Origin of the sequence: Synechococcus sp. MU1642, assembly GCF_020514115.1 — a bacterium.
Classification (GTDB): Bacteria; Cyanobacteriota; Cyanobacteriia; order PCC-6307; family Cyanobiaceae; genus Parasynechococcus.
In genome coordinates this window covers 17155-31594 of the sequence record NZ_VTKZ01000017.1, presented here as the reverse complement: position 1 = coordinate 31594, position 14440 = coordinate 17155, and the positions used below count along the sequence as shown (strand labels likewise).

Sequence of the window (14440 nt, the reverse complement as noted above, 5' to 3'; positions counted from 1 at the left end):
GCGCCGGAGCGCTGCTGGAGGGTGGTGGTCATGAGAACGGAAAGAAATGTTCCCGAAGGAACGGTTTAAGGAAGGGCAGGTGAGCCCTGCCTGGTGGAGAGTGTAAAGGAAGTTTGCGCTGTGTGTCGTCGGCTTTATGAAGCTGTTGTTAAGAGGGCCAAAGCGCCTCTCGCTTCGGCGCTTGTTAGCGTCCGCGAATCCCGATCGCAGCTGACGTGGCACCACAACAAGAACGGGTGTTGCTGGTGCGGCTGCCCTGTAATCCGATCTTCCCGATCGGGCCGATCTATCTCGCCGACCATCTGCACAAGTGTTTTCCGGAGATGCCCCAACGCATCCTGGATCTTGCGGCTCTGCCGGTGCTTGATGTTCATCGCGTGCTGGACGCCACCGTTGACCAGTTCAAGCCCACGCTGTTGGTTTTTTCCTGGAGAGACATCCAGATCTATGCGCCGGTCGATGGACGAGGCGGCAACCCTCTTCAGAATTCGTTCGAGGTGTTCTATGCCCGCAACCCACTGAAGCGTCTGCATGGAGCCTTGGGTGGGCTGCAGTTGATGAGCAGTCATTACGGCGAGCTGCGCAGAAACCAACGTCTGGTGCGTCAGGGTTTGAAGCGTGCTCGCCGCCATCAGCCGGTGACTAGAGCCGTACTTGGCGGTGGGGCCGTCAGTGTGTTCTATGAGCAACTCGGCAAGTCACTCCCTAAGGGAACAGTTGTCTCGATTGGCGAGGGGGAGCCACTTCTTGAGAAGTTGATTCAGGGTCACTCCATCGAGGGCGAACGTTGCTTCGTGGTGGGCGAGAAGCCACGTTCAGGTCTGATCCATGAACAGCCGGAAAGTCGGCCCAAAACCGCTTGCAATTACGACTACATCGCTTCGATCTGGCCCCAGCTCGATTGGTACCTTGAAGGTGGGGACTTCTATGTGGGCGTTCAGACCAAACGTGGCTGCCCCCACAACTGTTGTTATTGCGTTTACACGGTGGTTGAAGGCAAGCAGGTGCGCCTCAACCCAGTGGCTGAGGTGGTGAAAGAAATGCGCCAGCTTTACGACCGTGGGGTGCGTGGTTTCTGGTTCACTGATGCTCAGTTCATTCCCGCGCGGCGCTACATCGAAGACGCCAAGGAACTCCTGCGCGCGATCAAGGCTGAAGGACTCACCGGCATCCGTTGGGCGGCCTACATCCGCGCCGACAATCTGGACCCCGAATTGGCTCAGCTCATGGTGGAGACCGGCATGAGTTATTTCGAGATCGGTATTACGTCGGGCTCTCAAGAGCTCGTTCGCAAGATGCGCATGGGCTACAACCTGCGCACCGTTCTGGAGAGTTGCCAGATGCTGGCGGATGCTGGCTTCCGCGATCACGTGTCAGTGAATTACTCCTTCAACGTGATCGATGAGCGGCCGGAAACTATCCGTCAGACCGTGGCTTATCACCGTGAGCTAGAGGCCATTTTCGGCGCTGATTTGGTCGAGCCAGCGATCTTTTTCATTGGCTTGCAGCCCCACACGCACCTTGAGCAGTATGGGTTTGATCAGGGTTTGATCAAGCCCGGGTACAACCCGATGAGCATGATGCCGTGGACGGCGCGCAAGCTTCTCTGGAACCCTGAGCCGATGGGGAGCACCTTTGGTCGGGTGTGTCTCGAGGCTTTTGATCGCAATCCTGCGGATTTCGGTCGCACAGTGATGTCACTCCTCGAAAGGGATTACGGCGTGGCTTCGCTTTATGAAGCATTGCGAGCTCCCGTGGCAGGTAGAGCTCCCTTGGCAACGGCTGTGCGCTGAATCATCAGCAGGATCAGCAAACTCATCAGTCCGACAGCCCCCCCCAGTGGGTTTGCTGCGCTCCCTCCTGGTCCAACCAACCACAACGGGGCGTTGGGTGACAGCTGAATCAAGCTGCTCTGCAGCAGAAACCATCCAGCGACAAGCCCTCCATGCAGGCCGATACAGCCCCAAAGTGATCCCTGGTCCGCTTGTCGCTGGATGGCAAGCACCATCCCCAGCAGAAACAGTCCGATAAGTAGGCCACTCATGGCAGCCAGCCCAAGGTTGAAGCGTGTGTGAATGAGACTGAAAATGGCTGCTTGGGTCAGAGCACCACTACGCGAGCCCATCATTCGATTCAGTTCCGCCCAGAGCCAGCTGCGGAAAATCAATTCCTCTGCAAAGCCAACGCCGAGGCAGAGCAAAACGGCGTTCGCCAAGTGCGTTCCATCCACTTCGCCTCGCCATTCTCCCGAGCCTCCGATCAGAACGATGCTCGTGATCACCGTCAGCAGCCCTGCAGCAGTGAGCAGACCTTTTAGAAGAGCAGCTGCTGGCGCGGGTTGTTCTTGTGGGTTGGTTCGGCAGATGCCCAACGCCACCCAAGGTCGCTCGGCGGACCACCTCAGGGTTGCCCATCGGGGCATCAACAGGATGAACAGGACAAAAGTCAGCACCGTTCCGGTGAGGGAGAGCTGAGCTGCCGGCAAGCCAAACAGCATCAGCGGAACAGCAGTAAGCCAGCCCAGTGCATAGAGCAGAGGGATGAAAAGAACCGTCGGCAGCCATGCCGGCTGAAGCAGGAGAAACCTGTTCAGCGCTTTCTGCATCGCTCTAGCTTTCGGGCTCGATGGAACTGGTCAGTCCCTTGGCCTTCAAGGTTTCGCAATAGAACTCAGCCGGTTCGATGTCACACACAATTACCAATCCCACGCCGGTGTTGTGGGCTTCCAGCATCACGGCCATGCAGTCCTGCTCGCTGAGTTGAGGTACAACCTGCTGAAGGGTGGCCACCACGTATTCCATGGAATTCACCGGATCGTTGTGCAGCAGCACCTTGTAACGGGGTGACCGCTTGCGAACCCGCTCTGGCGCTTTGTCCAGAACCGATGCACCACCTGGTTTTTGGCTGGGAGAGTCCACCGCCATGACCATTAACCCGAAGCTTTTGGAATCTAAAGGGAATGGGGAAATGGAGCGGCTCACAGGTCCTTGATCCGGGCCATGGCCTCATCCACATTGGTGCGGCTGTTGAAGGCGGACAAGCGGAAATACCCCTCTCCAGCGGCGCCGAAGCCGCTGCCGGGTGTGCCGACCACGTTGGCATTCTTGAGCAGATGGTCAAAGAAGCCCCAGGAGTCCACGCCCTCAGGGGTCTTGATCCAGACGTAGGGGGCGTGTTCGCCGCCATAGACGGTGAGGCCTGCCGCACTGAGTTCGCGGCGAATGATCGCGGCGTTCTCCATGTAAAAGCTCACCAGGGCCTTCACCTCGGCCTGACCGGCTTTGGAGTAAACAGCCTCGGCTCCGCGCTGAATGATGTAGCTCACACCGTTGAACTTGGTGCTCTGACGTCGGTTCCATAGCCCCCAGAGTTCCACCGCTTCGCCGTTGGCTGCCTTGCCTTTCAACCCCTTGGGCACCACAGTGAATGCGCAACGCGTGCCGGTAAAGCCCGCGTTTTTAGAAAAGGAACGAAATTCGATTGCGCAGTCCCGGGCTCCCTCGATTTCGAAGATGGAGTGGGGGAGTTCCGGGTCTTGGATGAAGGCCTCATAGGCAGCATCGAAAAGGATCAGCGCACCACTGGCACGGGCGTAGTTCACCCAGGCTTGGAGTTGATCCCGGGTGGCGACGGCACCGGTGGGGTTGTTGGGGAAGCAGAGGTAGATCAGGTCGACCGGTTCACTGGGAATCTGCGCCGCAAAACCGTTGTCCGCGCTGATCGGCAGGTAGGTCAGGCCCGCATAGCGACCGATCTCTCCTGCTTCACCGGTGCGGCCAGCCATCACGTTGCTGTCCACGTACACCGGATAGACGGGGTCCGTGACGGCCACCTTGTTGCCCTCGCCAAGGATGTCGAGGATGTTGCTGCTGTCGCACTTGGAGCCGTCGGAAACAAAAATTTCCTCGGCATTGATGTCGCAGCCTCGGGATTGGAAGTCGTTTTTGGCAATGGCCTCCCGCAGCCAGCCGTAGCCCTGTTCGGGGCCATAGCCATGGAAACCTTTGGCTGTGCCCATCGCATCGATGGCCGTTTTCATGGCTTCACGGCAGGCCAGCGGCAGGGGCTCCGTGACATCACCGATGCCCAGGCGGATCAGAGCTGCGTCGGGATTGGCAGTGCTGAACGCTTTGACGCGCCGACCGATCTCAGGGAACAGGTAGCCCGCCTTGAGCTTGAGGTAATTGCCGTTGACCTGAACCACGGAACCGTGAGCTGTTTCTGCGGGGCATCCTGCCGTGCCGGCAGCTCCATACGATGAGCTCAGGAGTCTGGACATCCGACGTGGTCGTCTCATCACTGGATCACCCGGTTGATTTCCATGCCCTGGTGGACAGCGGCATCAACAAGCCGGCCCGCTACATGGGGCATGAGTTAGGGGTTGAACCACGGGATTGGCAGACAGCCTCCGTTCGCTGGGCGCTCACTTACCCCGAGATCTATGAGGTTGGCTCCAGCAACCTCGGTCACATCATTCTCTATTCGATCCTCAATGCCGTTCCCGGGCAGTTGTGTGATCGCGCCTATCTGCCAGCGGCCGATCTGGCTGGCCGCTTGCGGGAGCGCTCACAGGCGTTGTTTGCGGTGGAAAGCCGTCGGCCTTTGCCGGCCTTCGACATCCTGGGCTTCAGCCTCAGCTACGAACTTGGTGCCACCAACATCCTTGAGATGCTGGACCTGGCGAAGGTGCCGATTCGCTCCGCTGATCGGGGCGACTTGCCGCTGAGTGACCCTGCATCGCCACCGCTGATCTTTGCTGGCGGTCCCACCGCAACCAGCAATCCAGAGCCCTACGCGCCGTTCTTCGACTTCATCGCCCTGGGTGACGGTGAGGAGCTTTTGCCTGAAATCGGTTTGGTGGTGGCGCAGGCCAAAGCCGATGGAATCACCCGATCGCAACTGCTGCACGATCTGGCCCATGTTCCCGGCGTTTACGTGCCTGCGCTTTACGGGACTGGCGCCGATGGGGTCACCCGTGAGCCGCTTCACTCTGATGTTCCTGCGCGGGTGCTTCGGCGTGTGGCGACGCCGATGCCCTACTACGCCATGGGGCTGGTCCCCCATGTGGAAACGGTCCATGACCGTCTCACGGTGGAGATTCGCCGTGGCTGCACTCGTGGATGTCGGTTCTGCCAGCCGGGGATGTTGACGCGTCCGGCTCGGGATGTGGAACCCGAAGCGGTGATCGAAGCCGTGGAGACCGGGATGAAACAAACCGGCTACAGCGATTTCTCGTTGCTCTCCCTGAGCTGCAGCGACTATCTGGCGCTGCCGGCAGTGGGGGTTGAGTTGCGAAACCGCCTTGCGGATCAGAACGTCACGCTTCAGCTGCCCAGCCAGCGGGTGGATCGCTTTGATGAAGACATTGCCCACATCCTTGGGGGCACGCGGAAAGCGGGCCTCACCTTCGCTCCTGAGGCCGGAACCCAGCGCCTTCGCGACATCGTTAATAAGGGCTTAACCGATGACGACCTGCTGCGTGGCATCCGCACGGCCATGCAGAACGGCTACCGCAAGGTGAAGCTGTACTTCATGATCGGCCTCCCTGGTGAGACGGATGCCGATGTTCTCGGCATTGCCGAGACCTGCGTGCTGCTGCAGCAGCGCTGCCGTGACCTGGGGCGGCTGAACCTGAACATCACGATCAGCAATTTCACGCCCAAGCCTCACACCCCGTTCCAGTGGCACAGCGTCTCCACGGCCGAGTTTCAGCGGCGTCAGGCCTTGCTCAAGGAGGCCTTCCGGCGTTTGCGCGGCGTGAAGGTGAACTTCACCGATGTTCGGCTGTCGGCCATGGAGGATTTTGTGGGCCGCAGCGATCGGCGCCTTGCTCCTGTGATCGAGGCGGCCTGGCGGGCCGGTGCCGGCATGGATGCCTGGTTCGAGTCGCTGGATCGCACGTACGCCGCCTGGACCGAAGCCATCGCGGATGCTGGCCTGCAGGGGAGCTACCGGGAGATGGAGGTGGGGGGCTGGAGTGCCGTGGCCGCGCTGGACTGTGAGGACTTGGAAGCGTTCTGTGCTCAGCCGCTTCCTTGGGATCACATCGACACCGGCATCGACAAAGCCTGGCTGGCGGACGATCTGCAACGGGCTCTGGCAGCGGCGGTTGTGCCCGACTGCTCCTTTGACGGCTGCAGCAGCTGTGGTGTCTGCGGTCCCGATCTCGGGCACAACGTGGTTGTGCCTGCTCCCGCGGTGCCAACCCAGGTGCCGACCCAGGCGCCGCCCAGTGAACGGGTGTGCCGGATCCGGGTGCAATTCGCCAAGACGGGATCGATGGCGCTGCTCAGTCATCTTGATCTGATGCGCATGCTGGAGCGAGCCCTGCGTCGCAGTGCTCTGCCGATCAGCTTCACCGGAGGGTTCCATCCTCTGCCGCGGGTTCAGATCGCTTTGGCCCTGCCCCTCGGCGCTGAGGCCCAGAGCGAGTGGATGGACCTGGAATTCACCGAGGCCCTGGATCCCAACCACTTCTGCAAGACGCTCCAGCCGTTGTTGCCGCAGGGCATTCAGCTGCTTGCGGCAGTCGAAGTTTCCGTCAACGGCAAAAGCCTCTCGCAAGAACTGACGGGCGCCGTTTGGTGTTTTGATCTCGTGCCGGAGGAGCAGGCCCCGATGCCATTGGATTGGAATGCGGCGGTGGACCAGCTCTTGCAGGCCACAAGCTTGGTGTGGCACGACACCGATAAGAAGGGCCGCCCCCGGGAGCGGGATTGCCGCTCCGCGTTGAAAGATCTGCAGGTGACGGATCGGAACGCCAATGGATCCGTTCGGCTGCGGTTGGAAGCAGCGGTGGATGAGATGGGCCGAAGCCTGCGCCCTGCTCAGATTCAGCACTGGCTTGCTGAGACCGTCGGCCAGCCCTTGCAGGTGCAACGCTTGGCGCGAGAAGCCCTGCTGCTCAGTGCGCAGTGCTAATTTGAATACAGAACAGGTGTTTCGTCCGTCGGGACCAACTTTGTTCCGGTCTTGTCTGATCCCACACGGATATCGAGGTCCACATCACGGCTTGCACGGCGGTCTTTCTTGGAACCCCCAAGCCTGAGTCATAGGAGTTTTTGCTCCGCAACCTTTTGGTCTTGCTGACCAGCTCAAATCTTTCCATCAACCCGTGAGGGAGAACCGGAAGGTTCCTGAACGGATTTGGCCCTCAACCGGGCTCAACCAGTCCTCTTATGCCCCAGCAAATTGTCATCGCGGAGCAGCTGCGCATCGCAGCAGTGCTGACCGATGAACGTGTTGATGAACTCATCGTCGCGCAGGGTCGTTATCAGATCGGAGATGTCTATTTAGGAACAGTTGAAAATGTTCTGCCAGGCATTGATGCTGCCTTCGTCAATATCGGTGAGAGTGAGAAAAACGGGTTCATTCATGTCACCGATCTTGGGCCGCTGCGTCTGAAGAAAGGTTCGGCTGGGATCACTGAACTGCTCGAGCCTCGTCAAAAGGTTCTGGTTCAGGTGATGAAAGAACCGACCGGCACCAAGGGCCCACGATTGACAGGAAACCTTGCTTTGCCAGGTCGCTACCTGGTGCTTCAGCCCCATGGCCAGGGGGTCAACATCTCGCGGCGCATCAGTTCCGATGCGGAACGCAATCGACTTCGTGCCCTGGGTGTTTTGATCAAGCCACCAGGAGCTGGCCTGCTGATCCGCACGGAAGCCGACGGCATCAGTGAAGACCTGCTGATTGAAGATCTCGAATCTCTGCTTCGCCAATGGGAGGCGATTCAGCAAGCAGCTGAAACAGCTGCCCCGCCTGTGCTGCTCAACCGCGATGAAGATTTCATCCATCGAATTCTGCGGGACCACATGGGCCCGGATCTGGCCCGGGTTGTGGTGGACGATGCCGCCGCTGTGGGCCGTGTAAATAGCTTCCTTGGCTCTGATGCCAGCGCTGTGCTGGTGGAAGCGCACAGTGAATCCAGCGAATTGTTGGAGCACTACAAGGTCAATGCCGCCATCCGCGATGCGCTGAAGCCGCGGGTTGATCTGCCTTCTGGTGGCTACGTGATCATCGAGCCCACCGAGGCGCTCACGGTGATTGACGTGAACTCGGGTTCGTTCACACGGTCGGCCAACGCCCGCGAAACCGTTCTGTGGACCAACTGTGAGGCGGCGATCGAGATCGCTCGACAGCTCAAGCTCCGCAACATCGGTGGGGTAATCATCATCGACTTCATCGATATGGATTCCCGTCGTGATCAGCTTCAGCTGCTGGAGCATTTCACGACAGCCGTCCGTGATGACTCAGCTCGTCCTCAGATCGCGCAGCTGAGTGAACTGGGCCTGTTGGAGCTCACCCGCAAGCGTCAAGGGCAGAACATCTATGAACTGTTCGGACGGGCATGCCCCAGCTGTGGTGGTTTGGGCCATGTGGCCGTTCTCCCCGGCAAAGACCTTCTTCAACCTCTGGCGACGGCCACGGGATTGGTGCGCTCGGCGGCCTCTGCCCGCGCCGAAGTGGTTTCGCCCGGAGAGAACGGTGGCAATGGCCGGCGGCGGCGCGGTGGCCGAGGGCGCGGCAGTCAGGACGCCGTGCTTCCAGTTGAGACGTCCGATACCACTGCCCCTGAGGTGTCGACCCAAGAGGCTCAGCAGCCCGCGACTGCCCGTCGTCAGGACCCTGAATTGGTTGCTGTCCCGATGACGGACGAGCAACAGCAGTTGTTTGGTTGGCTGGGGTTGAACCCTGCCCTGTTGTTGGAGGAGCCCCCTGAATCCGACAACGTCGTGGTCAGGGTTGTGCGTCCTGGCGAGGACGAGCAGGAGGTGCTTGAGGCCGCGCGTCAGCAATTGGCGGCCAGTTCCGGACGGCGCCGTCGTCGCGGCGGCCGGGGTGGTCGTTCGGGATCACGCAATGGGGCGAGTCAGACCACTGAAGCCCCAGCCGCTGAGACGCCCGTTGTCGTCACCTCATCCGCTCTGGATGAGTCGGCACCTCTGATGGTGGAGATCACCCCCTTGGAGGCGGTGACCAACTTGACGATCACCGAACCAGAACCGGTCCCCATCAGCGAACCGGCTGAGCCAGAGCCTGTGGCGGTGGCTGAAACAGCTGAGCCTGAGGAGCCCCGTCGTCGCCGTCGTCGCTCCTCTGCCGTCGCCACGGTCTGAGCCAGATGACCGCGCAGGAGTCCCTCCCTCTCGGGAGGGACGTGGCTGGTGTGGACGAAGTCGGTCGCGGTTGTTTGTTCGGTCCTGTTTTTGCGGCCGCTGTGGTGCTCGAGGGTTCAGCAGCCGAATGCCTGTTGAAGGCGGGGCTGACCGACAGCAAAAAACTGTCGCCCAAGCGTCGGGCCGCTCTGGTTCCCTTGATTCAGTCGCTGTGTGTGGCGTCCGGTTTGGGCCAGGCGTCAGCGCGAGAAATTGACGCTTGTGGCATCCGCGTTGCTACGGAACGCGCCATGTTGCGGGCTCTGCAGCGACTGCCCCAGACCCCTGGACTGGTTCTGGTGGATGGCAATCTTCCTCTTCGGCCGTGGCTGGGGCCACAGCGCAGTGTTGTTGCAGGAGACAGCCGATCCGCTGCCATCGCTGCGGCCAGTGTTCTAGCCAAGGAGGCCAGGGATGCACTCATCCGCCGTTTGTCGGCTCGCTTCCCTGGGTATGGGCTAGAGCGCCATGCGGGCTATGGCACGGCAAAGCATCGGCAGAGCCTGATGGCCTCAGGCCCCACGCCCTTGCATCGGCACACGTTCTTGAAGCGTTTGCTCGGTTGAGCCTTGCCCCTCTGTCTCCCGGCACCAGTTGCGGTAGTCGTTGATCAGCTGCTGTCCAACACGGGCTTTGATGCCGATGAGGATGCCACTCAGGATCGACTCCCCCGTTGACTCCAACACCCGTTTGGGGATCAGCTTGAGCAGTGATGGCTGACTCACGCTCACCGATAGATGGGCATGCCCCTGAAGCCCATCGTGTGTGGAGGTCAGCCGTGCTTCCAGGTTTAGGGCGAAGTCGTCAACGATCCCCAGGCCCTCCAGTTCGCAGTCGAGGGCCTGCATCACAAGCGTGTCGCCTTCCATGTGGATCTGGAGTGATACCACGGGTTTCACGTGGAGCTGAAAGACCTGCAGGCTGGTCACCACATAGCGGTAACGCCCGGGTTGCAACCGGGTGAGCTGTTTGGCATCCAGCAACGCCCCGAGGACGCGCTCCTCTTCCCGCAGGTAAGTGGGCAGCCGCTCTGCTCCTGTTTTGACAGGCAGATCAAGCTTTTGACTGGCTTCGAAGGCCAGGGGCATGGACTTCACCTGACGCGGGATGATCTTATCGAGTCCATGCAGTGCGGCTTCGATGCCTACACGTCTTGCATTCCTTGGCCCAGCCGGGACCTATGGCGAGCAGGCCGCCCGGGTGTTGATCGAACAGGATGTCCTCGAGGATGTCCAGCTGGTGCCCTGCGTCGGTCTTCGATCGGTTGTGGAACAGCTGGCGGGGGGGGAGTGTGACGGAGCCGTTGTCCCGATTGAGAACTCGGTGGAGGGGGGGGTGACAGCGACTCTCGATGCGCTGTGGTCCCATCCCGAGCTTTGTATTCGCAGGGCTTTGGTGCTTCCGATTCAGCACGCTCTGCTGGGGAGTGGGCCGCTTAGCAGAGTCACGGAAGTGCTCTCCCACCCGCAGGCCCTGGCCCAGTGCAGTGGCTGGCTGGCCCATCATCTGCCCGATGCATTGCAACTTCCCACCTCATCCACCGCTGAAGCAGCTCGCATGGTTGCGGGCAGTCCATTCCGTGCTGCGATCGCCTCCCAGGCCGCTGCACGGGAACACGGGTTGGATGAGCTGGCATTCCCTGTGAATGATGTTGCGGGCAATCGCACCCGTTTTCTCCTTTTGCGTCGTGGGCAGCGCAGTGAAGATGGCGATGTGGCCAGCCTGGCGTTCTCGTTGCATCGCAATGCGCCGGGGGCCCTGCTGGAGGCTCTGGCCTGTTTGGCTGAGCGGGGCCTGAACATGAGTCGGATTGAATCGCGACCGTCCAAACGGGAGTTGGGGGAATACGTGTTTTTCGTGGATGTGGATCTTCCCCCGGATCCATCAACGGCTCTGGCGGATCTGATTGCCCAGTTGCAACCTCTTTGCGAGCATCTCGCCCATTTCGGTGCCTACCCCAGCAGCGATCTCAGCGGTTGTTAAGGATCAGTCTTTTCTGATTCGAAAGACACCGAATTGCATCAGCCCGGTGGCGAAGGCCCAGTGCATCAGCAACAACGTCGGTGTCTCTCTCAGGCCTTGCAGTACCGCTTTCGGTCCCAGATTGAGCACAGCCCAGGGACGTCGAATGCCCTCGACAATGGAGTCAATCCATGAGGGAAGCGTGGCCTGGGTCCAGTCACGGGTGACGATCTCTCCACGGTTGTGGACGCTGTTGTCGAGGTTTTGGCAGAACCCCTTGATGCTGGCGAATTCAGGGTGGGCCCACTGGTTGAGCAGCTGACGCATCACCCAACGTTCGGTTCGCGTCATGCCCCCATCGGATGGGTCGCGGCGGTTCCAGTCGGCCACAGCAAGCAGACCCCCAGGGCGCAGTACCCGCAGCAGTTCATCGGCATAACGCTGTTTATCGGGCATATGTGGACCGGCCTCCACACTCCAGACCGCATCAAAGATCTGATCGGGAAGTTGAAGATCCAAGGCGTCCATCACCTGGAAATGGCAGGTCAGGCCTGATGGGGTGAGCTGTGTTGCTCGTTTCACCTGGGCTGGGCTGATGCTGATGCCGATAACGTCCAACCCGTAATCCCGCGCCAGGATTCGGGCACTGCCACCGATGCCGCATCCCACATCCAGCACCCGGCTGCCGGCGGGGAGTCGGTCCAGACCGCTCCATCGCACCAGCTCGTGGACGAAGGCCTCCTTGGCTTCGCGGAAGTCGCAGGAGCTTGGCGGGGTCCCGTAATAGCCGAGATGGACATGCTCTCCCCAGAGCTGCTCTAACAAACGGTCTTCCGTCCAGGCGTCGTAGGCGGAGGCGACACTCTCCGACGATTCGTAGCGCCGGTCGCGGCGAAGCCACAGCGCGATTCCAGTGGCTCCAACGGCTCCGGCCACCACCAGCAGAGATCCCACCATCATTTCAGATCCATCAACACAGTGCGGGCCGCCAATTGGCGTCGGGTGTGATCCAACATCTCAAACTGCTGACTCAACCGTTCGTGGGTGTCGGTCATTTCCAGAAGACTCTGCTGCTCCGAGGCGGCCTGATCCAGATGGGCGCTGATCCAGAACGACAGCTCCCGCGGTAGGTCAGGCAGATCGTCAGGGAGTTCCACCTCTCGGTTCTGCAGTTTGCTGGTCAGCTGAACGACGTCGCCCAAGGCTTCGCTGACCTTGTCCCGCAAGCTGTTGAGCTGGTCGGTGTCGGCCACGGGCTCATCTTCCAGCCAGCTCACCATCGCTGTTCGGTAGGGCGTTTCCCGCGTGATGTTCAGCAGCCGGAACCGCTGTTGGCCCAACGAAACGATATAGCTGCGACCATCTTCCGTTGTTTGGTGCTGAAGCACCTCAGCGCAGCAACCGATCTCGGCCATTTCGCCGTTCTCAGGGTTGATGCGAACAATGCCGAAGCGCTTGTCGGTCTCCAGAACCGTCTGAAGAAGCATCCGGTAACGCGATTCAAAAATGTGCAGCGGCAGGAGCTGCTGCGGGAACAACACGACGTCCGGCAGGGGGAACAGGGGAAGCTCCCTCACAGAAAAATCGGACACGAACGCCGTGTTGTATGCAACTGAATCCTAGGAAAATGAAGTTCTGATCGAACGGATCAGAGCTTCACTTCGATGTCCACACCACTGGGGAGATCAAGCTTCATTAGCGCGTCGATGGTCTTGGCAGACGGGCTGTAGATGTCAATGATCCGACGGTGGGTGCGGGTCTCGAAGTGCTCGCGGGAGTCCTTGTCTACGTGGGGAGATCGCAAAACGCAGTAAATCTTGCGTTTCGTGGGCAGGGGGATCGGGCCGATCGCGGTCGCAGCGGTGTTATCGGCCGTTTCAATGATTTTCTCGCATGAGAGATCCAGCATGCGGCGGTCGAACGCCTTCAGGCGGATGCGGATCTTCTGCTGAGCGATGGCAGTGGACATAGGAGGGGGGCGAAAAAGCTTCGAGGTCGAAGCAGGACTTCAGTTGTCGAGGTTCTTGTAAATGTAGGAGATGGGGGGCTAGGCCCCTCCATCTCCTGCCGTGAGGTTCAGCTTGCGCTGATCACTCGATGATCTTGGAGACAACGCCAGCACCGATGGTGCGGCCGCCTTCGCGGATAGCGAAACGCATGCCGGTTTCCATTGCGACAGGACAGATCAGCTCACCAGTCATCTGGATGTTGTCACCAGGCATCACCATTTCGACATTGCTGCCATCTTCAGCGGTGAATGCGGTGATCTGGCCGGTCACGTCCGTTGTACGGATGTAGAACTGCGGGCGGTAGCCAGCGAAGAAAGGAGTGTGGCGGCCGCCTTCTTCCTTCTTCAGCACGTACACCTGACCCTCGAACTTGGTGTGAGGGGTGATGGAGCCAGGCTTCACCAGCACCATGCCGCGTTCGATGTCTTCCTTCTGGATGCCGCGAAGCAGCAGACCAACGTTGTCGCCAGCCATGCCCTCGTCGAGCAGCTTGCGGAACATCTCAACACCGGTGACGGTTGTCTTGCGAGGCTCGCGAATACCGACAATCTCGATTTCTTCGCCGACTTTGACGATGCCGCGCTCAATACGGCCGGTGGCAACAGTGCCACGACCGGTGATCGAGAAGACGTCTTCTACCGCCATCAGGAAGGGCTTGTCCACTTCCCGCTCAGGCTCAGGAATGCTGGCGTCAACAGCCGCCATCAGTTCCTCGATCTTGGCTTCCCACTCAGCCTCTCCTTCGATGGCCTTTAGGCCAGACACCTGAACGACAGGGATGTCATCGCCGGGGAAGTCGTAGCTGGAGAGCAATTCACGGATCTCCATTTCAACCAGTTCGATGATCTCCTCGTCATCGACCATGTCGCACTTGTTCAGTGCAACCACCAGAGCGGGAACGCCCACCTGCTTGGCTAGAAGGATGTGCTCCTTGGTCTGGGCCATGGGGCCGTCGGTGGCGGCACACACCAGGATGGCGCCGTCCATCTGAGCGGCACCGGTGATCATGTTTTTTACATAGTCCGCGTGGCCGGGGCAGTCCACGTGAGCGTAGTGACGTGTCTCGGTTTCGTACTCAACGTGAGCGGTGTTGATGGTGATGCCGCGCTCACGCTCTTCAGGGGCGCCGTCGATATCAGCATAGTTTTGAACCTCAGCCTGCCCCTTCTTGGCGAGCACGTTGGTGATCGCAGCGGTGAGGGTGGTCTTGCCGTGGTCAACGTGGCCGATGGTGCCGATATTGACGTGGGGCTTGTTCCTTTCGAACTTCTCGCGTGCCATGGGTGTTTAAAGAATCGAGGGTTGGATTGG

General features: G+C 60.0%; 13 protein-coding genes. 5 read left to right on the top strand and 8 right to left on the bottom strand.

Annotated elements, in window-relative coordinates; genetic code table 11:
* Positions 1-215: 215 nt before the first annotated feature.
* The gene (locus tag FZZ85_RS11525) at positions 216-1793 is read left to right on the top strand and encodes a photosystem II high light acclimation radical SAM protein (protein ID WP_226415389.1); all 1578 of its coding nucleotides are present in this window, start codon (positions 216-218) and stop codon (positions 1791-1793) included.
* On the opposite strand, the gene FZZ85_RS11520 is transcribed toward FZZ85_RS11525, so the two are convergent.
* The 3 genes from FZZ85_RS11520 to FZZ85_RS11510 are packed head-to-tail and all read right to left on the bottom strand — an operon-like array spanning position 1733 to position 4204.
* Positions 1733-2605: a CPBP family intramembrane glutamic endopeptidase gene (locus FZZ85_RS11520; RefSeq protein ID WP_226415387.1), complete on the bottom strand. Its 873-nt coding sequence runs from the start codon at positions 2603-2605 to the stop codon at positions 1733-1735. The two genes, FZZ85_RS11525 and FZZ85_RS11520, sit on opposite strands and share 61 nt — an antisense overlap.
* 4 nt (positions 2606-2609) lie before the next feature.
* Positions 2610-2930, bottom strand: a complete 321-nt coding sequence (gene clpS / locus FZZ85_RS11515) for an ATP-dependent Clp protease adapter ClpS (RefSeq protein ID WP_226415384.1) — start codon at positions 2928-2930, stop codon at positions 2610-2612.
* Positions 2931-2977: 47 nt separating this feature from the next.
* Positions 2978-4204: an LL-diaminopimelate aminotransferase gene (locus tag FZZ85_RS11510; protein WP_226415382.1), complete on the bottom strand. Its 1227-nt coding sequence runs from the start codon at positions 4202-4204 to the stop codon at positions 2978-2980.
* Positions 4205-4257: 53 nt separating this feature from the next.
* On the opposite strand from FZZ85_RS11510, the gene FZZ85_RS11505 reads away from it, so the two are divergent.
* The 3 genes from FZZ85_RS11505 (at position 4258) to FZZ85_RS11495 (ending at position 9724) form a co-directional block, all read left to right on the top strand.
* Complete coding sequence (locus FZZ85_RS11505; RefSeq protein WP_226415380.1) at positions 4258-6921, top strand: TIGR03960 family B12-binding radical SAM protein; 2664 nt, start codon at positions 4258-4260, stop codon at positions 6919-6921.
* Between the two features lie 257 nt (positions 6922-7178).
* Positions 7179-9119, top strand: a complete 1941-nt coding sequence (locus FZZ85_RS11500; RefSeq protein ID WP_226415378.1) for an Rne/Rng family ribonuclease — start codon at positions 7179-7181, stop codon at positions 9117-9119.
* Positions 9120-9124: 5 nt separating this feature from the next.
* Positions 9125-9724, top strand: coding sequence for a ribonuclease HII (locus FZZ85_RS11495; RefSeq protein ID WP_226415376.1), 600 nt, complete (start codon positions 9125-9127; stop codon positions 9722-9724).
* Here FZZ85_RS11495 and FZZ85_RS11490 read toward each other — a convergent pair.
* Positions 9671-10246: a DUF1997 domain-containing protein gene (locus FZZ85_RS11490; protein ID WP_226415374.1), complete on the bottom strand. Its 576-nt coding sequence runs from the start codon at positions 10244-10246 to the stop codon at positions 9671-9673. The genes FZZ85_RS11495 and FZZ85_RS11490 overlap by 54 nt on opposite strands.
* A 52-nt stretch (positions 10247-10298) precedes the next feature.
* On the opposite strand from FZZ85_RS11490, the gene pheA reads away from it, so the two are divergent.
* Entirely contained in the window at positions 10299-11141 is an 843-nt protein-coding gene (gene pheA / locus FZZ85_RS11485) for a prephenate dehydratase (protein WP_226415372.1), read from the top strand.
* A 3-nt stretch (positions 11142-11144) separates the two neighbouring features.
* Here the strand turns inward: pheA and FZZ85_RS11480 are convergent, their stop codons facing one another.
* The 4 genes from FZZ85_RS11480 to tuf all read right to left on the bottom strand — a co-directional run bounded on the left by FZZ85_RS11480 (position 11145) and on the right by tuf (position 14410).
* Positions 11145-12077: a methyltransferase domain-containing protein gene (locus FZZ85_RS11480; protein WP_226415370.1), complete on the bottom strand. Its 933-nt coding sequence runs from the start codon at positions 12075-12077 to the stop codon at positions 11145-11147.
* Positions 12077-12712, bottom strand: coding sequence for an LON peptidase substrate-binding domain-containing protein (locus tag FZZ85_RS11475; protein ID WP_226415368.1), 636 nt, complete (start codon positions 12710-12712; stop codon positions 12077-12079). Before FZZ85_RS11475 ends, FZZ85_RS11480 begins: the two co-directional genes overlap by 1 nt.
* Before the next feature lie 56 nt (positions 12713-12768).
* Positions 12769-13089: a 30S ribosomal protein S10 gene (gene rpsJ, locus FZZ85_RS11470; RefSeq protein WP_011363346.1), complete on the bottom strand. Its 321-nt coding sequence runs from the start codon at positions 13087-13089 to the stop codon at positions 12769-12771.
* A gap of 121 nt (positions 13090-13210) precedes the next feature.
* The gene (tuf, locus tag FZZ85_RS11465) at positions 13211-14410 is read right to left on the bottom strand and encodes an elongation factor Tu (protein WP_226415366.1); all 1200 of its coding nucleotides are present in this window, start codon (positions 14408-14410) and stop codon (positions 13211-13213) included.
* Between the last annotated feature and the right edge of the window lie 30 nt (positions 14411-14440).